This window comes from Streptomyces sp. NPDC034084 (assembly GCF_055575535.1).
The window spans coordinates 44977-66650 of sequence record NZ_JBVISK010000004.1; the positions used below are offsets into that span (position 1 = coordinate 44977).

Below are 21674 nucleotides of genomic sequence, written 5' to 3' on the forward strand. Positions count from 1 at the left end.
CCATCGGATGATCAAATGAGTGCGGTCGGCACCGGATGAGCAGCTACGAAGCATCCGGGTCGCGGCCCCCACGGGGCAGACATCTAAAAAACCCCTCATCAAGGAGCAATCGTGGCGCGCGACAACGCGGCTCCCACCGTCCCCACCCAGCACCAGGAGCTCGTCTCCTGGGTGAACGAGATCGCCGAGATCACCCAGCCGGACAACATCGTCTGGTGCGACGGCTCCGAGGCCGAGTACGAGCGTCTGTGCGAGGAGCTCGTCGGCAAGGGGACGTTCAAGAAGCTCGACCCGGTCAAGCGCCCGAACTCCTACTACGCCGCCTCCGACCCGTCCGACGTCGCGCGCGTCGAGGACCGGACCTTCATCTGCTCCGAGAAGGAGGAGGACGCGGGCCCGACCAACCACTGGAAGGCCCCGGCCGAGATGAAGGAGCTCTTCGCGGGCTCCGAGGGCATCTTCCGCGGCTCCATGCGCGGCCGCACCATGTACGTCGTGCCCTTCTGCATGGGCCCCGTCGGCTCCCCGCTCTCCGCCATCGGCGTCGAGATCACCGACTCCGCGTACGTCGCCGTCTCGATGCGCACCATGACCCGCATGGGACAGGCCGTCCTCGACGAGCTCGGCACCGACGGCTTCTTCGTCAAGGCCGTCCACACCCTCGGCGCGCCCCTGGAAGAGGGCCAGGAGGACGTGCCGTGGCCGTGCAACTCCACCAAGTACATCTCGCACTTCCCCGAGACCCGCGAGATCTGGTCGTACGGCTCGGGCTACGGCGGCAACGCCCTCCTCGGCAAGAAGTGCTACGCGCTCCGCATCGCCTCCGTCATGGCGCGTGACGAGGGCTGGCTCGCCGAGCACATGCTCATCCTCAAGCTCACGCCGCCGCAGGGCGAGGCCAAGTACGTCGCCGCCGCCTTCCCGTCCGCGTGCGGCAAGACCAACCTCGCGATGCTGGAGCCCACGATCTCCGGCTGGACCGTCGAGACCATCGGCGACGACATCGCCTGGATGCGCTTCGGCGAGGACGGCCGCCTCTACGCGATCAACCCCGAGGCCGGTTTCTTCGGCGTCGCTCCCGGCACCGGCGAGCACACCAACGCCAACGCCATGAAGACCCTCTGGGGCAACTCCGTCTTCACGAACGTCGCGCTCACCGACGACGGCGACGTGTGGTGGGAGGGCATGACCGAGGAGGCCCCGGCCCACCTCACGGACTGGAAGGGCAACGACTGGACGCCCGCGTCCGAGACGCCCGCCGCCCACCCCAACGCCCGCTTCACCGTCCCCGCCGGACAGTGCCCGACCATCGCGCCGGAGTGGGAGGACCCGAAGGGCGTGCCGATCTCGGCGATCCTCTTCGGCGGCCGCCGCGCCTCCGCCGTCCCGCTGGTCACCGAGTCCTTCGACTGGAACCACGGCGTCTTCCTCGGGGCCAACGTCGCCTCCGAGAAGACCGCCGCCGCCGAGGGCAAGGTCGGCGAGCTGCGCCGCGACCCCTTCGCCATGCTGCCGTTCTGCGGCTACAACATGGGCGACTACATGGCCCACTGGGTCAAGGTCGGCGCGAACGCGGACCAGGCGAAGCTGCCGAAGATCTACTACGTGAACTGGTTCCGCAAGAACGACGCCGGCAAGTTCGTCTGGCCCGGCTTCGGCGAGAACAGCCGCGTCCTGAAGTGGATCGTCGAGCGCCTCGACGGCAAGGCCGAGGGCGTCGAGACCCCGATCGGCATCCTGCCGACCGTCGAGTCCCTCGACACCGACGGCCTGGACCTGCCGGCCGAGGACCTGGAGTTCCTCCTCAAGGTCGACCGTGACGTGTGGCGCGAAGAAGCCGCCCTCGTCCCCGACCACCTGAACACCTTCGGCGACCACACGCCGAAGGAGCTGTGGGACCAGTACCACGCGCTCGTGGAGCGTCTGGGCTAGTCCCTCCCCGACTCGTGGTGGGCTGCCCCGAAACACCGCCCTGACCAGTGGGGTCACGACGGTCCATCACGACGCAACCGGCCCCGGAGCCCCCTCAGGCTCCGGGGCCGGCGCATGTCCGCCGGTGTGGGTCTCCTGGCGGATCGCCTCCGCGTCCCGCAGGGCGGCGGCGATCGCCGTCATCTCCGTCCGGTGGGTGGCTCCCGGTCCGCGCGGTTCGTGCCGCGCGGACCGGGGCCGTCAGGGGGCGGCGACCAGGGGTTCCCCGGCCAGCGCCGCGGTGTGCGCGTCCATGCGCTCGGCGGCGAGGATCGCGGCGGCCGTGTCGGCCCGGGAGGCGGCGACGACCAGCGCGCGGCCCGCCAGGGCGTGCGCCCTGCGGTGCAGGTCCTGCGCGGGCGAACCGCTCAGTCCGGCGTGCCGCGCGGGGGGTGCGCCGCGCAGCCGCGCCACCTGCCGGGCGATGAGCTCGCCGGCCTCCGTGTCGCCCAGCTCGTCGGTGACGGCGAGCAGGGCGGCGAGGTGTCCGGCGAGCTGGATGTCCAGCTCCTCCTCGCGGGAGCGGTGCGGGTACGCGTCCGGGGCGTCGTCGGCCATCCGGTGGACCGACTTGGTGCGGATCGGTTCGTACATGGGGATGGCCTCCTGAGGTGCTGCTCTGAAGGCCAGCCTAGCTTAGATCGGGTCTAAAGTTGAGTGTCGTCCGGACTCCGGGATTCTGGTTCGGCGGGCTCAGGGGCTCGGGGCCGGCCGGCTCCGGGCCTCAGGGCTGGCTGTAGCCGTCCAGGAACCGCCCGATCCGGGTCACCGCGTCCGCCAGGTCCGCCGCAGCCGGCAGCGTGACGATCCGGAAGTGGTCGGGCTCGTGCCAGTTGAAGCCCGTCCCGTGCACGACCATGATCTTCTCGGCCCGCAGCAGGTCCAGGACCATCTGCCGGTCGTCCTTGATCTTGTAGACGTTCGGGTCGAGGCGCGGGAAGAGGTACAGCGCGCCCTTCGGCTTCACACACGTCACGCCCGGGATCTGCGTCAGCAGCTCGTACGCCGTGTCCCGCTGCTCCAGGAGCCGCCCGCCCGGCAGCACCAGGTCCTCGATCGACTGCCGGCCCTGGAGCGCGGCGGCCACCGCGTGCTGCGCCGGCATGTTCGCGCAGAGGCGCATGTTGGCCAGGATCGTGAGGCCCTCGATGTACGACGACGCGTGGTGCTTTGGACCGCAGACCGCGAGCCAGCCGGACCGGAAACCGGCCACCCGGTAGTTCTTGCTCATCCCGTTGAAGGTGAGGACGAGGAGGTCGGGGGCGATCGCGGCGGTCGGGGTGTGCGTGGTGCCGTCGTAGAGGATCTTGTCGTAGATCTCGTCCGAGCAGACGACCAGGTCGTGGCGGCGGGCGATCTCCGTCAGCGAGCGGAGCATCTCGTCGTCGTAGACGGCGCCCGTCGGGTTGTTCGGGTTGATGATCACGATCGCCTTGGTGCGGTCGGTGATCTTCCGCTCGATGTCCGCGAGATCCGGCATCCAGTCCGACTGCTCGTCGCAGCGGTAGTGCACGGCCGTACCGCCCGCCAGCGAGACCGAGGCCGTCCACAGCGGGTAGTCGGGGGCCGGGACGAGGACCTCGTCGCCGTCGTCGAGCAGCGCCTGCATCGACATCTGGATCAGCTCCGAGACGCCGTTGCCGAGGTAGATGTCCTCGATCGAGAGCGGGATCCCCTTGGTCTCGTAGTGGCTCATCACCGCGCGGCGGGCCGAGAGGAGCCCCTTCGCGTCGCCGTAGCCGTGCGCCTCGGAGAGGTTGCGGAGCACGTCCTCGAGGATGGCGGGCGGACACTCGAAGCCGAAGGCGGCCGGATTGCCCGTGTTCAGCTTGAGGATGCGATGACCCGCGGCCTCAAGCCGCATCGCCTCTTCGAGCACCGGACCCCGGATTTCGTAACAGACGTTGGCGAGCTTCGTGGACTGGATCACCTGCATGACGAGAGCTTACGGCGGGGCCGGGTGCGACGCGGAGTGTTTTGGGACACGTCGGACAGAGCGGCGCACGGAGCCGGGTGTCCCCGGGGTGTGACCCGGATCGCATCGGCCCTGTCGTGCTCCCTACAATCCGGGCCATGAGCCACCACCACCCCGGAGCCGCCGGACCCCGGCGCGCCCGCCGCCGCCACGCCCCCGCGCGCCGGGGCCGCGGAACCGTGTGGCTGCTCGCCGGGGGCGGCGTCACCGTCCTCGGACTCGCCGCCGCGCTGCTCGGCGGCGGCCTCGGCAAGGGCGGCGGTACGCGCTCCCCCGCCGACGGCCGCCCCGACGGACCGCCCGCCCTGATCCAGGCCGATCCGACGGACGGACCGTCGGGAGCCTCGGGGGACGCGGGGGCCTCCGGCTCGTCGGGGGGTGCCACGTCCGTGCCGGGCGGCGGTACGACCTCGCCTGCCGCGCCCTCGGCGAAGACGACGGCCACCACTGCTCCGTCCGTGGCCGCCACCGCCCCGGACACCTCGCCTACGGCCGCGTCGCCGTCCGCCGCAGCCCCGTCCCCGGTCGGCGACCGGCAGGGGAAACCGGGGAAGGGGCGGGGAGCGGGCAAGCGGCTGAGGTGACGGGGGCGGGCCGGCCGACCGCCGGTGGCCGCCGTCACCGCGCCGGCGCCGGCGCCGGGCTTTCGGGCTCGGCTCCGGGGACTCCGGGCCGTCGGGATAGGTTGGCCCGTCATGTGGGCTTTCAGTGCCTCCGGATGCCGGTGGCTGGGTGCGGGCGGGGCGCTCGCCGTCGCCGTGGGCGGGTACGCGGGCGGCACCCTGCCGGTCCTCGGCGGCGGGCCGCTGTGGGAGCCGCGCGGCTCCGCGATCACCGTCGCAGGTGCCGTCCTCGCGTACCTCGGCCTGACCCTGCTCGTCGCCGCCTGGTGGCGGTACGGCGTCCTCCTCGCCCGCGGCCTGCGGGACGGGGTGCTCGCGACCCTCGCCTGCTGGACCGCGCCGCTGCTCCTCGCCCCGCCGCTGCACAGCGCCGACGTCTACAGCTACGTCGCCCAGGGCGCGATGGTCCTCGAAGGCCACGACGTGTACGCGTCCGGGCCCTCCGTCCTCGGCCCCGGTGACCTGGGGGCGGACGCGGCGGCGAGCGTCGGCGGGAACTGGACCGACACCCCCGCCCCGTACGGACCGGTCTTCCTGCTCCTCGCTGCGGCGGTCGTGAAGGCGACCGGCGGGGCGGTCGTGCCCGCCGTTCTCGGCCTGCGGCTCATCGCCCTCGGCGCGCTCGCCCTGATCGTCTGGGCCGTCCGCGGGCTCGGGGGCGGGCCCGGCGGCCGTGACGGAGGGCTCTGGCTGGCCGCGCTCAACCCGCTGCTCCTGATCCACGTCGTCGGCGGCATGCACAACGACGGGCTGATGATCGGGCTCATGCTCGGCGGGGTCCTGCTCGCCCGGCGCGGGCGGTGGGTGCTCGGCAGCGTCCTCGTCGGCCTCGCGATGATGGTGAAGTCCCCGGCGGCGGTGGCCCTGCTCTTCATCGGAGTGATGATCGCGCGCGGGGGCGGCGTACGGGGCGCGGTGAAGGGGCTCGTGCTGCCGGGGGTCGTCGCGGGGGCGGTGGCGGCGGGGGCCTCGGTGCTGGCCGGAACGGGGTTCGGGTGGCTGCGGACGCAGAGCGTCGCCGCGGCCATCCACACGCCGCTGTCCCTGACGAGCGACCTCGGGCTGGGCCTCGGGCTGCTCTTCGGCGGCGAGGCCGAGCCCGTGAAGGGTGTCGTGCAGAAGCTCGGTCTGCTGCTCGCCCTGGCCGTCATCGCGGTGCTCGTGTGGCGGGCGTACCGGGGCCGCGTCGACCCCGTCCTCGGTCTGGGGCTCTCGCTGGTCGCGCTCGTCGTGCTGTCGCCGATGGTCCAGCCCTGGTACCTGCTGTGGGGGACGGTCGTCGTCGCGGGGGTCGCCTGGCGGAGCCGGGCGGGTCAGATCCTCGCCGTGCTGTCGACGGCGCTCGTCTACGAGACGCAGCCTTCCGGCCACACCCCTTGGTACGGCTTCGTGCTCGCGGGTGCGGTGCTGGTGGTGGGGGCTGTGTGGGTGCGGCGCGAGCCGTGGGCGGCCGCCGGAACTCCGGCGGGCGCCGCTCCCGTGCGCGCCGGGCGGTAGTCACCCAGGACGCGTCCTCAGGGGCGGCGGCTTCCTCAGGGGTGGCGGCTTCCTCAGGGGTGGCGGCGGACCGACCTGCCCGCCAGCACGTCCGTGCGCCGGCCGTCCTCCATCACGAACCTGCCGTCGATCAGGACGTGCGGGATGCCCGTCGGGAGGGTGCGGGGGTTCTCGTACGTCGCGCCCGACGCGACCGTCGCCGGGTCGAAGAGGACCAGGTCCGCCACGTACCCCTCGCGCACCAGGCCCCGGTCCGGGAGGCGCAGGCGGGCCGCGGGGCGGGAGGTGAGGTGGGCGACGCACTCCTCCAGGGAGAGGACGCCGAGCTCGCGCACGTACCGCCCCAGGTACTCCGGGAACGTGCCGTACGCGCGCGGATGCGGCTTGAGGCCCTGGAGGATGCCGTCCGAGCCGCCCGTGTGCACCCGGTGGCGCATGATCGTCCGGACGTTCTCCTCGTGGCCCACGTGCTGGAGGATCGTCGTGCCCAGCCGGTCCTCCAGGAGGAGCCGGCGGGCGGTGGCCCAGCCGTCGACGCGGCGCCCCACGAACGGGGTCAGGGCGGGTTCGGTGACGCCCGAGATCTCGATCGTGGCCCAGTCGACCGGCACCCCGTGGCAGCCGTCCGAGCCGAACTCCTCCAGGTGGCGCCGGATCCGTTCCGCCGTCGCGTCGTCGCGGAGGCGGGCCAGGGCGGTGTCCGGGCCGCCCTCGCCCGCCCAGCTCGGGAGCAGTGCGAGCAGGGTCGTACTGCCCGGGGTGTACGGGTACGAGTCGAGGCTGATGTCGGCGCCCGCGTCGAGCGCCTCGTCGAGGAGGGCGAGCAGCTCCGGGGCCCTGCCCTCGTTCACGCCGAAGTTCATGGTGGCGTGGGCGAGGTGCAGGGCGCAGCCCGCCTCCCGGGCGAGCGTCACCATCTCCTCGTACGCGCGCAGAGCCCCCGCCCCGTACGAGCGGTGGTGCGGGCAGTAGTAGCCGCCGTACTCCGCGACGACCCGGCACAGCTCGGTGAGCTCGGAGTCCGGCGCGTACATGCCGGGGGTGTAGGTGAGGCCGGAGGACATGCCGACCGCGCCCTGTTCGAGGCCCTCCGCGACGAGCCGGCGCATCCGGTTCAGCTCGGACTCCGTCGCCGGGCGGTCCGCCCAGCCCATCGCGTACATGCGGACGGTGCCCTGGGGGACGAGGTACGCGGCGTTCACGGCGATTCCCCGGTCCAGCCGGTCCAGGTACTCGCCGACCGTGCGCCAGTCGAGGTCCACGTCGGAGCCGTCGCCGTTCCAGCCGGTGATCGCCCGGCGCACCTCCGCGAGCGTGCGGTCGTCGACGGGGGCGTACGACAGGCCGTCCTGGCCCAGGACCTCGAGGGTCACGCCCTGCGCGGCCTTCGCGCTGTGGTCCGGGTCGCGGAGCAGTGCGAGGTCGCTGTGGGCGTGCATGTCGATGAAGCCGGGGGAGAGGGCGAGGCCCTCGGCGTCCACGACGCGGCGGGCCGTGGGGCGCTGGCAGCCGGCGGCCGCCGCCTCCTTGACGATCGAGACGATCCGGCCGCCCTCGATCGCCACGTCCGCCCGGTAGGAGTCGCCGCCGCTGCCGTCGACGACCTCCGCGTCACGGAAGACGAGATCCATGTCGCTGCCCCCTGTCGCCGATCAGAAGAACGTGCGGATGTGGTCGACCACCGTGCCGTCCGCCTCGACGACCGGGATCAGCTGCCACTTGTCGAAGATCGTGCAGGGGTGGGACAGGCCCATCCCCACCCAGTCGCCGACCTCCAGGTCCGCGCCCGGTCCGGTGGCGAGCCAGGCGTGCTGGTCGGAGAGGCCCGTGACGGTGATGCCCCCGGCGGCGCGGATCTCACCCGTGCGGGCGTCGCGGACCACCTGTGCCTCGGGGAGGTGCAGGTCGTGGGCGGCGTCCCGCTTGCCCGCGTTGGTGAAGGCCTGCTCGGCGGTGGGGCGGGAGACGACCTGTGACCAGAGCCGGAACGCGGGCTGGAGCGCGCCCTCCTCGGGGATCCGGTTGAAGGGGGTGCGGGTGCGGTACTGGCCGTCGTCGTGGGAGACGTACGCGCCGGAGCGCAGCAGCTTCAGGACGGGGAGGGAGAGGGCGGGGATCTCCGCGAAGACCTCGGCGACCACGTCGAACCACTCGCTGCCGCCCGCGCTGACGACGATCTCGCCGACGGACGGGTCGAAGCGGCCGGCCTTGTCGAAGTCGGAGGCGAGCCCGACGAGGCGGTGCAGCCACTCGCGTACCCGCTCGGCGTCGGCCCCGGGCATCGTGCCCTCGTACCCGGCGACGCCGACGAGCCGCAGGGTGGGGACGGCCGCGACCGCGTCGGCGACGGCGGCGCACTCCGCCCCGGTCCGTACGCCCGTACGTCCGGTCGCGCCGGCGGCCAGCTCCACGACCACGTCCACGGGACGGCCCGCGCCCGCCGCGCGCAGGGCCTCGTCCATCAGCTCGACGCCGCGCACGGAGTCGACGTAGCAGACGAGGCGGAAGTCCGGATCGGCGTCGAGCTCGGCGGCGAGCCAGCGCAGGGCGACGGCGTCGACCAGCTCGTTGGCCAGGAAGATCCGGGCGATGCCGTGGGCGCGGTAGACGCGGGCATGGTGGGGGACGGCGGCCGTGATGCCCCAGGCGCCGTGCTCCAGCTGCCGGTCGAAGAGCTGGGGGGCCATGGAGGTCTTGCCGTGCGGGGCGAAGGCGAGGCCGTGGCGCTCGGAGTACGTCTCCAGGAGGCGCAGGTTGTGCTCGACGGACTCGGCGGAGAGGGCGAGGACGGGGGTCGTGTAACCGCCGGTGAAGAGGTTGCGCCGCTGGGCCGAGAGCTCGCCGACGGTCAGGCCCTCGGCGTCCGGCGGCAGGGCCTTGAAGCGGTGGTCGACGCGCTCGTTCGCCAGGTCGGGCATGACTCTCCTCATCATCGGCGTTGCACTCTGCGCAACAGTCATTGCACATACTGCTCAACGCTGTCTAACATCCGGGCCCAGGGCGGGTCAACGGACCCGGTCGACGGACCCGTACGAGTCTGAGGGAGCCCGAGAGTGAGCGCACCCGCGCCCGTGCACGCGGCCCCCGACGTCGTCTGCCTCGGCGAGTCCATGGTCACCTTCCTGCCCTCCCGGCCGGGCCGCCTCGCCGACGTCCCCTCCTTCACCCGGGCGATCGGCGGTGCCGAGTCCAACGTCGCCTGCGCCCTCGCAGCCGCCGGCCACCGCGTCCGCTGGGTCGGCCGCGTCGGCCGTGACGGCTTCGGCGACCACCTCGTCGCCACCATCGGCGGCCACGGGGTGGACGTCACCGCCGTCGGGCGCGACCCGCACCGGCCGACCGGGGTCTACTTCCGCACCGACGAGGACCGGGCCACCGACGCCCACGAGGTCGTCTACTACCGGGCCGGCTCCGCCGCCTCCGCCATGTCGCCCGCCACCGTCCCGTACGACTCCGTCGCCGGCGCCCGGATCCTCCACCTCACCGGCATCACCGCCGCCCTCTCCGCGGACTGCCTCGCCCTGCTGCGGGAGCTCACCGCCCCGCGCCCCGGGCGCCCGCTCGTCTCCTTCGACGTCAACCACCGGCCGGGGCTGTGGCGGGACGACACGGCCCCCGAGGTGCTGCGTGAACTCGCCCACCGCGCGGACGTCGTCTTCGTCGGCGCCGACGAGGCGGAGCGGTTGTGGGGGGTGGCCGATCCGGCCGCGATCCGGGCGGTCCTGGCGGAGCCGGCGGTGTTGGTGGTGAAGCGGGGCAAGGAGGATGCGGTGGCGTTCGAGCACGGCGCGGCCACCTCCCCCACCCCGCTCGGCGGCACCACCCCAGGCACCCGCGCAACCACCCCCGACACCGTCACCCACACCCGCGCCCCCCGCGTCACCGTCGTGTCCCCCGTCGGCGCCGGGGACGCCTTCGCCGCCGGGTTCCTCTCCGGCACCCTCCGCGGACTGGGCACGACCGCGCGGCTCCGGCACGGGCACCTCATGGCCGCCGCCGCCCTCACCGTGCCCGGCGACCTGGCGCGGCCGCCCCGCCGCGCCCGCGCCGACCGGCTGGCCGCGCTCGACGCCGCCGCCTGGGGCACACTTCACCTCGGCCCCGGCTGGACGGGGGACGACCAGGAGGTACGTACGCCATGAGCCAGACCGTCGACCGGGCGCTCAGCATCCTGCCGCTGCTCGCCCAGGGACCCGCCGACCTCGGGCAGGTCGCCGAGCGGCTCGGCGTCCACAAGTCCACGGCCCTGCGCCTGCTGCGCACCCTCCACGAGCACGGTCTCGTCCACCGGCAGCAGGACCAGCGCTACCGCCTCGGCGCCCGCCTCTTCGCGCTCGCGCAGGAGGCCGTGGAGAACCTCGACGTCCGCGAGATCGCCCACCCCCACCTCGCCGCCCTCAACGAGCGGATCGGGCACACGGTCCACCTCGCGGTCTACGAGGAGGGCGAGGTCGTCTACATCGACAAGGTCGAGAGCCGCTACCCGGTCCGCATGTACTCGCGCATCGGCAAGCCCGTCGCGATCACCGTCGCCGCCGTCGCCAAGCTGCTCCTCGCCGACCTGCCCGAGCCCGAACGGCGCGCCGTCGCCGCGAAGCTCGACTACCCCCCGTACACACCCCGTTCGACCCCGAACGCCGCCGCCTTCCTCAAGGAGCTGGCGACCGTACGCGAACAGGGGTGGGCCACCGACCTCGGCGGCCACGAGGAGTCCATCAACTGTGTCGGCGCCCCGATCCGCGGTGCCGACGGGCGGGTCGTCGCCGCCATGTCGGTCTCGGCGCCCAACGTGGTCGTCACCGCCGGGGAACTCCTCACCCTCCTCCCGCAGGTGCGTGACACCGCGGACGCCATCAGCCGCGAGTACTCCGGCACCGCCCCCACGAAGGAATCCGAGGACACCACCGCATGAGCGAGAAGACCGCGATCACCCCCGCCACCCACACCGCCCCGCCCGCGAAGTTCTCGCACGGCGTGCGGAAGGGCGACATCCTCCAGGTCGCCGGCCAGGTCGGCTTCCTCCCGGCCGTCGGGGGCCAGGCCCCCAGGGTCGCGGGCCCGACCCTGCGCGAGCAGACCCTCCAGACCTTCGCGAACGTCAAGGCGATCCTGGAGGAGGGCGGCGCGAGCTGGGACGACGTGATGATGATGCGCGTCTACCTCACCGACGTGGACCACTTCGCGGAGATGAACGAGATCTACGACCAGTACTTCGAGGACCAGAACCTCAAGGCCCCCGCCTCCGCCCGCACCACCGTCTACGTCGGCCTCCCGCCCGGCCTCCTCATCGAGATCGACGCCCTCGCCGTACTCGGCTGAGCGGGACGGGGAGGTGCCCCGGCCGCCGGGCCGGGGCGCCCCCTCACCTACGGAGCGTCAGGCCGCGCAGTACTGAGCCTGCTTGCCGATCGAGCGGTACATGCAGTCGGCGTTCTCCAGGAGCTGGAGGACGGCGTCGCGGTTGCGGCTCGTCTCGCGCTCGATGACCTCGTCGGGCGGGTAGAAGCCGCCGCCGCCCGACGACGGGTACATCTCGAAGGTGTACGCGAAGATCTTCTGCGTACCCCACAGGTAGTCGTCGATCGAGCCGTCCGTGATGTACAGGTCGCTGGACTGCTCCGGCGTGTAGCCGTTGCTCGCGGCCATCCGCCCGCCGACGGTCGCGAAGGCGTCGCGGTCGTCCTGGGTCATGCCGGTGGTGGTGTTGGCCGTGGTCCAGCCGAAGGGCCAGAGGACCAGCTCGCTGTACGTGTGGAAGTCGATGGCGGCCCGGATCTGCTGCTTGCCGCCGACCACCCGGGAGCGGACGAAGTCGGCGACGACCTTCACCTCGGGGGCCGATTCGGGGGCCGTGCCCCGGTAGGTCTCGGAGCTCTTGGAGCCCGAGGAGCCGCCGCAGCAGCCCCACTTGTAGTCCCAGTTCCGGTTCAGGTCCGTGCCGATGTACGAGGAACCGGAGTTGGGCTGCCGGTTCTTGCGCCAGCTGCGGTACGAGCCGCTCGCGATGTCGTACTCGCCGCCGTCCGGGTTGAGGTCCGGGACGATCCAGATCTCGCGGCTGTTCACCATGCTCGTGATCCGGGCGTCCGTGCCGTATCCCGCGCCGAGCTCGCGCAGCAGGTAGAGCGCCATCTCGACGGTGAGGTGCTCGCGGGCGTGCTGGTGGTGGGTGAAGAGGACCTCGGGCTCGGCCTCGTCCGTGCCGACGTTGTCGCTGATCTTGATGGCGATGATGTCGCGGCCCTGGTACGTCTTCCCGATGACCTGCTTCTTCATGAGCGACGGGTAGGCCGCGAGGCGCTGGTCGATCTCCGCGTTCATCTCCGCGTAGTTGTGGTACTTCGCGTCGGCGGAGGGGAAGTCGAGCGGGCCGGCCGCCGTGCCGCCGCCGGTGCCGCGGTCCGGCGGGCCGGGCAGCGCCACCGGCCGGTAGCCGAGCGCCTTGAGCCGGGCGAGCTGTTCGGTGTTGGCGCTGACGACGACCGAGCGGGCGTCGACCTCGTCGATCGAGACGCCGGTGGCGGTCAGCGCGGTGCGGGCGGCCGGGGTGGAGGGTCCGGCGATCTCGTACTGCCGGATCACCTCTTCGGCGCCCGAGGCGATCCGGGCGGCGGTCGGCGCCGGGTCGGCCCCGGCGGGCGTGGTGAGAGCGGAGAGGGGCGCCGCGAGGGCGAACGCCACGAGGGCCGCGAGGGTGGCGGACCTTCTGCCGCGGGTGGGACGTCGCATGCTGTCTCCTGGGTGGGGAGTGTGGGGGAGTGCGACCGATTCGTGCGGGTGTCCGGGCACTTGGTGGTCCGAGTGCGTGCGTGTCCGGGCACTTGGCTGTCCGGCCCACATGGTCCGGCGATGTCATGGACGGGTCAAGGTAGCGAGTTCGGCCATACTGTCCCGCGTGGGGACCCTCATCGGTAGATACGTCATCGAGCACAAGCTAGGCGAAGGCGGCATGGGCACCGTCTATCTGGCCCGGTCGCGCGGCGGGCGTGCCGTCGCCGTCAAGGTGGCGCGGCCGGCACTCGCCTCCGACCCGTCCTTCCGCGCCCGCTTCCGCGCCGAGGTCGCGGCGGCCCGGCAGGTCGGCGGCTTCCACACCGCGCAGGTCGTCGACGCCGACCCCGAGGCGGAGGCCCCCTGGCTCGCCACCGCCTACATCCCGGGGCCCACCCTCTCCGGACTCCTCACCGCCCAGGGCCCCATGGACGAGGCGGGGCTGCGCTCGCTCGGGGCCGCGCTCGCCGAGGCCCTGGAGGCGATCCACGCCTGCGGGCTCGTCCACCGCGACCTCAAGCCCGGCAACATCGTCATGGCCTCCGACGGGCCCCGCGTCCTCGACTTCGGGATCGCCCGCGCCGTGGAGTCGACCCGGCTCACCGCCACCGGCAACGCCTTCGGCACCCCCGGCTACCTCGCCCCCGAACAGGCCCTCGGCGAGGAGGTGACCGGCGCCGCCGACGTCTTCGCGCTGGGCGCCGTCCTCGTCGCCGCCGCCGGCGGGCGGCCCTTCGGGGACGGGACGCCGATGGGTCTCATGTACCGGTCGGTCCACGAGGCCCCCGACCTCGGCGCCGTACCGGAGCCGCTGCGCGCGCTCGTGGGGCGCTGCCTCGCCAAGAACCCGGCGGAACGGCCGACGCCGGAGGCCCTGCTGGACGAGCTGACGACGGGTCGCCCGGGGGCGGGGGTGACGCCGTCGGTGCCGGCGGGAGTGCCGGACCCTCGGGTGACGCCTGGCGATGCGGTGGCGGCGCTTTCGGCGGGGCCGGTGGACGTGGTGCCGGTGGGGCAGCCCGTGGACGCGGTTGCGGGGCCGGTGTCCGTGGCTCCGGTCGGGCCGGTGGCTCCGGTCGGGCCGGTGGACGCGGTTCCGGCGGGTGTCCAGGACGCCGTGCCCGCTCCCGTATTCGTACCCGCTCCCGTACCCCTCCCCGTACCGCATCCGGCCACCCTCTACGTACCGCCGCCGCCCCTCATGCCGCCTCCGCCCGCGCCGGACTTCGCCGCCGCCGACCGGAACTCCGGCGTCGCCGTCGACGGCAGTGGTGTGTCGCTGCACTTCTTCGGCGAGGAGGCCGACTTCCTCTGGAGCGAGATCGGGGCCGTACGGTACGAGCGCGTGCGCCGCGACCGGGTGCTGCGCGTCACCGTCACCCTCTACGACGGCTCGGCCTACGACTGCGAGGTCGACGGCCGCCGGGCCGCCCGGGTCGACGAGTGGATCCGGATGCTCGACCCCGTGCTGCGCCACTACCTCCCCGCGTGAGGAGACGACGCGGCGCCGCCGGGGGACCGGCGGCGCCGCGCCGTCACCTCGGGTTCCGCTACGGCAGGTTGTGCACGTGCGGGCCCACCGCGTTCGACCAGGCGTTGCCGGCCGTCGCGTCCCAGTTGGTCGACCAGGTCATGGCGCCGCGCAGCGACGGCCACGTCTGGGCGGGCTTGAAGGTGCCGCAGCCGGTGCCCCTGGTCAGGCAGTCGAGCGCGTTCTTCACGGTCTGCGGGTCGACGTAGCCGCTGCCCGCGCCCCGCGTGGAGGCGGGGACGCCCAGGCCGACCTGGGACGGCGCGAGGCCGCCCTGGAGCTGGATGCAGGCGAGCGCGGTGAGGAAGTCCACCGAGCCCTGGCTGTAGACCTTGCCGTCGCAGCCGAGCATGGAACCGCTGTTGTAGTACTGGGTGTTGACGACCGTGAGGATGTCCTTCACGGCGAGCGCGGTCTTGAAGTACTCCGAGCTCGTGTTCTGCATGTCGATGGTCTGCGGGGCCATCGTCAGGACCATGGAGGAGCCCGCCTTGGCGGAGAGCTGGCGCAGCGCCTTGGTGAGGTACGTGGCGTTGACGCCGTGCTCCAGGTCGATGTCGATCCCGTTGAAGCCGTACTCCCGCATCAGGGCGTACGCGCTGTCGGCGAAGGCCGTCGCGGTGGCGTCGCTGTTGATGGTGACGTTGCCCTTCTCGCCGCCGACCGAGAGGATCACGGACTTGCCGGCCGCCTTCTTGGCGGCGATGTCGGCCTTGAAGTCGGCGACCGAGGCGTAGCCGACGGCCGGGTCGAGGGTGAAGGTGATCTGGCCGGGCGTGGCCGTCGAGTCGGCGAACGAGACCGCGATGATGTCGTACGCCGCCTGGACGTCCCGCAGCTTCTGCTTGGCGGCGCCGTTGTCGAAGTTCTGCCAGTAGCCGGTGACGGCGTGCTTCGGCACGGCCGGGCCGGGGCCCGGATCGGTCGCCTTGGCGGTGCGGGCGGACACGGCGGCGGACTTCGCGGACTCGCCGGCGGAGTTCGTCGCGGAGACCTGGAACTGGTACGCGGTGTCGGCGGTGAGCCCCGTGACGGTGGCCGAAGTACCGCTCACAGTCTGCGGGTTGGCGCCGTCCCGGTACACCTTGTAGCCCGTGGCGCCGTTGACCGCGCCCCAGCTCAGGGCGACGGAGTTCGTGGTCACCGTACCGGCGGCGAGACCGGCCGGGGTGGACGGGACGACCGGGTCGGGGTCCTGGCCGCCGCCCCCGTCGGGCCCGAAGACGCTGACGTCGTCGACGAGGTAGGGGGAGGTGCCGTACCAGCCGTGGGTGTAGATCTCGACGGAGGTGGTGCTCGCGCCGGTGGTGAACGTGGTGGTCAGCTGCTTCCAGGAGGGACTGTCGGGCGTCCAGGTGGAGACGGTGCCGGTGCCGGTCCCGGTGTTGTTCGCACCGAGGTAGGCGTAACCGCCCTGGACCCAGGCGCTCAGCGTGTACGTCGCGTTGGGCTTCACGGTCACGGTCTGCACGCACTTGGCGTTGTCGAGACCGGCGGGGGTGGCCCTGAGCGCGCCGGCCCCGGTGCGGACCGGGGAGGAGACGGCGGCGCCGCTCCCGGCGGAGCAGGACCAGTTGGCGAGGCCGTTCTCGAATCCGGCGTTCTTGGCGACGTTGACGTCCGCCGCCTGCGCGGTGCCGGCTCCGCCGACGAGGACGAGCCCGGAGCCGACGGCGAGCGCGAGGGCTCCGGCGAGCCGGCGCCGTCCGTGCGGGCGGGTGGTGGTGCGGTCCACGTGCATCCTCCGGTGGGGGAGTTGGGGAGGTGGAGGTGCCGTACGTCGGCATACGTCATCGCGTGTCGTCGTACGGAGGGGTGCGGGGAGTGCGGGCGGTGGCCACCGCTGTCGGAACAAGTTGGTCCAGACCAATCCCGTTGTCAATACCTCTGGCGGTGAACGGTGTTCGGCCGGACCCCGGAGGGCCGCAACAAATGGAGGCGGCTTGGCGGATTGTGTGTTCACCACCCCGGGGGACGTGGATAAGGTGCAGAGGCGGCCGCACCCTGCGGTGACGCCGCGAACGCGGTAAGTGATCCGCGGCCCCCGGGGCGCCGGAGGCCGGAGGGGACGGGGGGCCCGACGTGCCGACAGCGATCGCCGTCACCAGTGCCGACCTGGTGCTGCCGCCGACCGACCCCGGGACCCCGCAGGCCGCCGTGCTCCCGCCCGCCGGGACCCGCCCGCTCGACGCCTCCCTCGCGGACATGCAGCAGCTCCTCGCCCGGTACGGACACGTGGTCGTCGTCTGCCCCACCGGCGCACCGGCCGCCGTCGAACACCGCCTGCGCGCCGTCCGCGCCCTCCTGGAGAGCGACCGGATCGCCCTGGTCAGGACCGACCTGCCGCCGCTCGGCGCGGCCGTCCTCGTCCGCCAGCTGCGGCAGCTCGCCGGCTGCGACTTCAGCCCCGGAGTCCTCGCCTCCGCCGCCCGGCTGCTCGCCCACTACATCTACGCCGGCGCCGTCCTCGGCTCCGTCTCCCGGCTCGACCGCGTCCCCGTCAGCCTCGGCTCCCACCTCAAGGGCTGGCTCCCCGGAGCCCACTTCGCCGTCCTCGCCGGACCCACCCCGCAGATGGTGCGGGTCGGCACCGGGGAGAACCACCTCGCCGGACCGGAGTTCACCACCGAACTCCTCCTCGCCCGGGGCCAGCTCCAGACCGACTGGCCGACCACCGACCTCGTACCCCGGTGGCGGATCCCCGGGCCCGTGCACGAGGTGCCGCTGCCCGCGTCGTCGCCCGGCTGGTGGGGCACCGGCAAGCTCGTCGAGTTCGCCGCTTACCTGCCCGACCTGTCCGTCCTCTACCAGCTCGTCTCCTCCGTACGGCGCGAGACCTGCCACTGGTGCGGGATGGAACTCATCGGCGACCGCTGCGGCTTCTGCGCCGCTCCGTTGCCCCCGGCCGCCCCGCCACCACCCGACCCGGGCGCCCGCGCCCTCGGGCCCGGGGCCCGCTCCGCCCGCGCCGCGCTGCCATGAGCGGCCCCGCGCACCGCCCCACGCCGCCCCCGACCGCCCGCTCCCGTCCGCCCGGACCCACGTCACCGACCGAGGAAGTACGGCCATGAACTCCCGCCAGCGCCGCGGCGTGATCCTGCTGCTGCTCTCCGTCCTGTGCGCCCTCGGCGCCTTCGCCGGCGTCCTCGCCGTCATCAGCGACGTGAACTCCAAGGTCGGCCCGGAGACCACGGCGTACCGGCTCAAGGACGACGTGGCTCCCTACAGGCCCCTGAAGGCGGGCGACTTCGAGAAGATCTCCATGCCCAAGCGGTGGCTCTCCTCGACCGCCGTCACCGACCTCCGCCAGATCGAGGGCAGGATCGCCGTCACCGAACTCAAGGCCGGCTCGCTCCTCCAGACCGACATGATCGTCGAACGGCCCCAGCTCGAGCCGGGCGAGCAGGAGATCGCCATCATGGTCGACGCCGCCACCGGCGTCGCCGGAAAGATCAACACGGGTGCCACCGTCAACATCTACGCGACCTTCGCCGGCGAGAAGAAGGGCGACCCCGACCAGTCCCGGATGATCGTCGCCGGCGCCCGCGTCCTCGACGTCGGCAGGCTCACCCCGGTCTCCGACCGTTCCGACCGCGCGGACCGGGCCACCTCGACCGTCCCCATCACCTTCGCGCTCTCCACCCTCGACACCCAGCGCGTCGCGTACGCCGAGTCCTTCGCCGAGCACGTACGCCTCGCCCTCGTCGCCCCGGCCGCCGACGGCTCCCAGGGCGGCTCCCCGGCCGACAAGGGCGACCGCACCTACACGCTCGACAAGGACAAGTGAGGCCGGTATGACCACCAGGATCCTGCCGGCCGTCGGCGACCCCGACGCGGCCCGGTCCGTCAGCACGCTGCTCAGCCAGCTCCCCGACGCCGATCCCGCCCAGCCGGTCACCGACTCCACCCAGCTCGTCGACACCCTCGCGCGCCTCGCCGCCGCCTCCCTCGACGAACTCCCCGAGGTCGTCCTCGTCCACGAGCGGATCGGACCCGTCCCCGCACTCGAACTCGTCCGCGAGGTCGCCCTCCGCTTCCCCGCCGTCGGGGTCGTCCTCATCACCGCCGACGCCAGCCCCGTCCTCTTCTCCGCCGCCATGGACTCCGGCGCCCGAGGCCTCGTCACCCTGCCCCTCGGGTACGAGGAACTCGCCAGCCGCGTCCAGGCCGCCGCCCAGTGGTCCCTGGGCGTCCGCCGCCACCTCGGCGCCGGCGCCGAGCGGATCACCGGCCCCGGCGGCACCGTCGTCACCGTCAGCGGCGCCAAGGGCGGCGTCGGCACCACCGTCACCGCCGTCCACCTCGCCCTCGCCGCCCGCGCCTCCGGACGCAGCGTCGCCCTCGTCGACATGGACCTCCAGAGCGGCGACATCGCCTCCTACCTCGACGTCCAGTTCCGGCGCTCCGTCGCCGACCTCGCCGCCATCACCGACATCTCGCCCCGGGTCCTCCAGGACGCCGTCTACGTCCACGAGACCGGCCTGTCGCTGCTCCTGGCCCCGGGGGAGGGCGAGCGCGGCGAGGAGGTCACCGACCGCGCCGCCCGGCAGGTCGTCAGCGCCCTGCGCGGCCGGCACGAGGTCGTCGTCGTCGACTGCGGCTCCCGGCTCGACAGCGCGAACGCCGCCGCGATCGAGATGGCCGACACCGCCCTCCTCGTCACCACCCCGGACGTGGTCGCGGTCCGGGCCGCCAAGAGGACCGTACGGATGTGGGAACGGCTCCAGGTCCGCAAGGCCGAGGAGACCGTCACCCTCGTCAACCGCCACCACCGCTCCACGGAGATCCAGCCTCCCCTCGTCCAGAAGATCACCGGCACCCGGATCGCGGGCATCGCCGTCCCGGCGAGCTTCAAGGAGCTCTCGGCCGTCGTCGACGCGGGCCGCCTCCACGAACTCGACGCCAAGTCGACGGTCAAGCAGGCGCTGTGGGCCCTGGCCGGCGAACTGGGCCTGGTCGGCGCGCCCGCCGCCGAAGCCCCCGGCAAGCAGCTCGCGCGCACGGGGGACCGGGGCTCCCTGGGCCTCCGACGCCGCACCGGAGGACGCTGACCGATGCGGACGTACCGGGACGACGACAGGGGGCAGGTGGCGGTGGAGTTCCTCGGCATGGTGCCGCTGATCCTGCTCACGCTGGCCCTGCTCTGGCAGGTCGTCCTGGTCGGCTACACGTACACGCTGGCGGGGAACGCGGCGGACGAGGCGGCGCGGGCGTGCGCGGTGGGAGACGACGGGCCCGCCGCCGCCGGCCGCCACATCGACGGCGCCTGGAGCGCCTCCGGAGGGGTCTGCCAGAGGGGTGGAGGCATGGTCCACGTCGAAGTCAGCGTCGAGGTTCCGGCCCTCGTCCCGGGCTTCGGGGGTCTGTTTCCGGTCACGGCCGAAGCGGGCGCGGTGGACGAGGAGGTCTCGAGCCCATGACGAACCCCCCACAGGGCAGGCTCCGCGACCGCGGCCAGGCCGCCATCGAGTACCTCGGCTTCCTCCCCCTCCTGCTCCTCGTCGGGCTCGCCGGGCTCCAGCTCGGCATCGCCGCGTACACCGCCCAGCAGGCGGGGACGGCGGCGCGGGCGGCGGCCCGGGCGGAGAGCAGCGACGACGAGGACGTTCCCGACGCCCAGACGGCGGCCAGTGCCGCCGTGAGCGGCTGGATCCACCCGGAGGTCCGGCCGCCCAGCGTGGGGGCGGGCGAGGTCACCGTCACCGTCACGGTCCCCGTCCCCTCCGTCGTCCCCTTCTGGGACTTCGACCCCGTCGTGAAGACCGCCACCATGCCCATGCCCGAGACCGACGAGGAGGACCTGCCATGAGCCTGCGCGCCCGGATCAGCGCCCCCGAGGAGAAGGCCACGGGCGGAGGCCGGGAGGACGGACATCTCGTCGCCGCCTTCCGGGCCAAGCTCCTCGAGGAGATCGACCTCACCGAGATGTCCGCGCTCGCGGCCGCCGAGCGGCGCGCCCGCCTGGAGCGCGTCCTCGGCCACATCATCAGCCGCGAGGGCCCCGTCCTCTCCACCGCCGAGCGGGCCCAGCTGATCCGCCGCGTCGTCGACGAGGCCCTCGGGCTCGGCGTACTCGAACCGCTCCTCGAAGACGCCTCCATCACCGAGATCATGGTCAACGGCCCCGACCAGATCTTCATCGAGCGCGGCGGCCGCGTCGAACTGCTCCCGCTCCGCTTCGCCTCCCACGAGCAGCTGATGCAGACCATCGAGCGGATCGTCTCCACCGTCAACCGGCGCGTCGACGAGTCGAACCCAATGGTCGACGCCCGGCTCCCCTCCGGCGAACGCGTCAACGTCATCATCCCGCCGCTCTCCCTCACCGGCGCGACCCTCACCATCCGCCGCTTCCCCCGCGCGTACACGCTCCACGAGATGATCGGCCTCGGCTCCCTCGACGAGCAGATGCTGCTCCTGCTCTCCGGGCTCGTGCAGGCCAAGTTCAACCTGATCGTCTCCGGCGCCACCGGCACCGGGAAGACCACCCTCCTCAACGCCCTCTCCGGCCTCGTCCCGGACGGCGAGCGGATCATCACCATCGAGGACTCGGCCGAACTCCAGCTCCAGCAGTCGCACGTCATCCGCCTGGAGGCCCGGCCGCCGAACATCGAGGGCCGCGGAGCCATCTCCATCCGCGACCTCGTCCGCAACTCCCTGCGCATGCGCCCCGACCGCATCATCGTCGGCGAGGTCCGCGGCGGCGAGACCCTCGACATGCTCCAGGCGATGTCCACGGGCCACGACGGCTCGCTCGCCACCGTCCACGCCAACTCCGCCGAGGACGCCCTGATGCGGCTCCAGACCCTCGCCTCGATGTCCGAGGTCAAGGTGCCGTTCGAGGCCCTCCGCGACCAGATCAACAGCGCGGTCGACGTCCTCGTCCAGCTCACCCGGCACCCGGACGGCACCCGCCGCGTCACCGAGATCTCGGTCCTGGCCTCGCACGGCCGGGAACGCTTCCTGCTCGCCACGGTCTGCCGCTTCGAGGCGCAGCCGGTCGCGGCGGACGGACGGGTGTACGGGCGGTTCACGTACCACCCGCTGCCCCGGCGCGTCGCCGAACGCCTCTACCTGGCGGGCCAGCCCATCCCGCAGGCCTTCGGGGTGGCGACGACGGACGCGCACCTGGCCACCCGAGAGGCGGAGTGAGTGATGACCGATGCCCGGCTGCCCGACGGAGGCGCAGTGACGACGACCGACCCGACGTGGCGACCGGGGGAACGGTGATGACGGTGATGACGAAGGACCCGACGTGGCGACCGGGGGAGCGGTGATGACGGTGATGACGGTGGTGACGACGACGGAA

At 72.9% G+C, this 21674-nt stretch carries 19 protein-coding genes; 13 read left to right on the top strand and 6 right to left on the bottom strand.

The features are described from left to right. Positions 1-111: 111 nt before the first annotated feature. Positions 112-1932 carry a phosphoenolpyruvate carboxykinase (GTP) gene (locus ACZ51I_RS15335; RefSeq protein WP_468875757.1) on the top strand — a complete coding sequence of 607 codons (1821 nt, stop codon included), beginning with the start codon at positions 112-114 and terminating at the stop codon, positions 1930-1932. Positions 1933-2172: 240 nt separating this feature from the next. Here the strand turns inward: ACZ51I_RS15335 and ACZ51I_RS15340 are convergent, their stop codons facing one another. Both ACZ51I_RS15340 and ACZ51I_RS15345 read right to left on the bottom strand, forming a co-directional pair. Further along, positions 2173-2565: an SCO4983 family protein gene (locus ACZ51I_RS15340; protein WP_468875759.1), complete on the bottom strand. Its 393-nt coding sequence runs from the start codon at positions 2563-2565 to the stop codon at positions 2173-2175. A 130-nt stretch (positions 2566-2695) separates the two neighbouring features. Further along, positions 2696-3907 (bottom strand): pyridoxal phosphate-dependent aminotransferase, encoded by a 1212-nt coding sequence (locus ACZ51I_RS15345; RefSeq protein ID WP_468875761.1) that lies wholly within the window; start codon positions 3905-3907, stop codon positions 2696-2698. Between the two features lie 137 nt (positions 3908-4044). Here ACZ51I_RS15345 and ACZ51I_RS15350 point away from each other — a divergent pair, with 137 nt between their 5' ends. After that, positions 4045-4530 carry a hypothetical protein gene (locus tag ACZ51I_RS15350; RefSeq protein ID WP_468875763.1) on the top strand — a complete coding sequence of 162 codons (486 nt, stop codon included), beginning with the start codon at positions 4045-4047 and terminating at the stop codon, positions 4528-4530. A 111-nt stretch (positions 4531-4641) separates the two neighbouring features. After that, positions 4642-6066 carry a polyprenol phosphomannose-dependent alpha 1,6 mannosyltransferase MptB gene (gene mptB / locus ACZ51I_RS15355; protein WP_468875765.1) on the top strand — a complete coding sequence of 475 codons (1425 nt, stop codon included), beginning with the start codon at positions 4642-4644 and terminating at the stop codon, positions 6064-6066. A gap of 53 nt (positions 6067-6119) precedes the next feature. Here the strand turns inward: mptB and ACZ51I_RS15360 are convergent, their stop codons facing one another. Together ACZ51I_RS15360 and ACZ51I_RS15365 are read right to left on the bottom strand one after the other, a co-directional pair. Next, on the bottom strand, positions 6120-7697 hold the full coding sequence (locus tag ACZ51I_RS15360) for an N-acyl-D-amino-acid deacylase family protein (RefSeq protein WP_468875767.1): 1578 nt from the start codon (positions 7695-7697) through the stop codon (positions 6120-6122). A gap of 21 nt (positions 7698-7718) precedes the next feature. Beyond that, the gene (locus ACZ51I_RS15365; RefSeq protein WP_468875769.1) at positions 7719-8984 is read right to left on the bottom strand and encodes an alanine racemase; all 1266 of its coding nucleotides are present in this window, start codon (positions 8982-8984) and stop codon (positions 7719-7721) included. Positions 8985-9176: 192 nt separating this feature from the next. Between ACZ51I_RS15365 and ACZ51I_RS15370 the strand changes: the two genes are divergently transcribed. The 3 genes from ACZ51I_RS15370 to ACZ51I_RS15380 are packed head-to-tail and all read left to right on the top strand — an operon-like array spanning position 9177 to position 11385. After that, positions 9177-10208, top strand: a complete 1032-nt coding sequence (locus ACZ51I_RS15370) for a sugar kinase (RefSeq protein ID WP_468876825.1) — start codon at positions 9177-9179, stop codon at positions 10206-10208. Next, positions 10205-10978: an IclR family transcriptional regulator gene (locus ACZ51I_RS15375; protein ID WP_468875771.1), complete on the top strand. Its 774-nt coding sequence runs from the start codon at positions 10205-10207 to the stop codon at positions 10976-10978. Before ACZ51I_RS15370 ends, ACZ51I_RS15375 begins: the two co-directional genes overlap by 4 nt. Continuing rightward, positions 10975-11385, top strand: coding sequence for a RidA family protein (locus ACZ51I_RS15380; RefSeq protein WP_468875773.1), 411 nt, complete (start codon positions 10975-10977; stop codon positions 11383-11385). Before ACZ51I_RS15375 ends, ACZ51I_RS15380 begins: the two co-directional genes overlap by 4 nt. Positions 11386-11442: 57 nt before the next feature. On the opposite strand, the gene ACZ51I_RS15385 is transcribed toward ACZ51I_RS15380, so the two are convergent. Further along, a complete protein-coding gene (locus ACZ51I_RS15385) occupies positions 11443-12795 on the bottom strand; it encodes a M14 family metallopeptidase (protein ID WP_468875775.1) in 1353 nt (450 codons plus the stop codon). Between the two features lie 220 nt (positions 12796-13015). On the opposite strand from ACZ51I_RS15385, the gene ACZ51I_RS15390 reads away from it, so the two are divergent. Then, positions 13016-14329 carry a serine/threonine-protein kinase gene (locus ACZ51I_RS15390; RefSeq protein WP_468876827.1) on the top strand — a complete coding sequence of 438 codons (1314 nt, stop codon included), beginning with the start codon at positions 13016-13018 and terminating at the stop codon, positions 14327-14329. Positions 14330-14387: 58 nt separating this feature from the next. Here the strand turns inward: ACZ51I_RS15390 and ACZ51I_RS15395 are convergent, their stop codons facing one another. Beyond that, the gene (locus tag ACZ51I_RS15395) at positions 14388-16109 is read right to left on the bottom strand and encodes a chitinase (protein ID WP_468875777.1); all 1722 of its coding nucleotides are present in this window, start codon (positions 16107-16109) and stop codon (positions 14388-14390) included. 341 nt (positions 16110-16450) lie between these two features. On the opposite strand from ACZ51I_RS15395, the gene ACZ51I_RS15400 reads away from it, so the two are divergent. The 6 genes from ACZ51I_RS15400 (at position 16451) to ACZ51I_RS15425 (ending at position 21517) form a co-directional block, all read left to right on the top strand. After that, a complete protein-coding gene (locus ACZ51I_RS15400; RefSeq protein ID WP_468875779.1) occupies positions 16451-17350 on the top strand; it encodes a hypothetical protein in 900 nt (299 codons plus the stop codon). 85 nt (positions 17351-17435) lie between these two features. Then, on the top strand, positions 17436-18155 hold the full coding sequence (gene cpaB / locus ACZ51I_RS15405; RefSeq protein ID WP_468875781.1) for a Flp pilus assembly protein CpaB: 720 nt from the start codon (positions 17436-17438) through the stop codon (positions 18153-18155). Between the two features lie 7 nt (positions 18156-18162). After that, complete coding sequence (locus ACZ51I_RS15410) at positions 18163-19419, top strand: AAA family ATPase (RefSeq protein ID WP_468875783.1); 1257 nt, start codon at positions 18163-18165, stop codon at positions 19417-19419. A 3-nt stretch (positions 19420-19422) separates the two neighbouring features. Beyond that, entirely contained in the window at positions 19423-19788 is a 366-nt protein-coding gene (locus ACZ51I_RS15415) for a TadE/TadG family type IV pilus assembly protein (protein ID WP_468875785.1), read from the top strand. Continuing rightward, a complete protein-coding gene (locus tag ACZ51I_RS15420; protein WP_468875787.1) occupies positions 19785-20177 on the top strand; it encodes a TadE/TadG family type IV pilus assembly protein in 393 nt (130 codons plus the stop codon). The genes ACZ51I_RS15415 and ACZ51I_RS15420 overlap by 4 nt, the downstream gene beginning before the upstream one ends. Continuing rightward, entirely contained in the window at positions 20174-21517 is a 1344-nt protein-coding gene (locus ACZ51I_RS15425; protein WP_468875789.1) for a CpaF family protein, read from the top strand. The genes ACZ51I_RS15420 and ACZ51I_RS15425 overlap by 4 nt, the downstream gene beginning before the upstream one ends. The last annotated feature ends 157 nt before the right edge of the window (positions 21518-21674 follow it).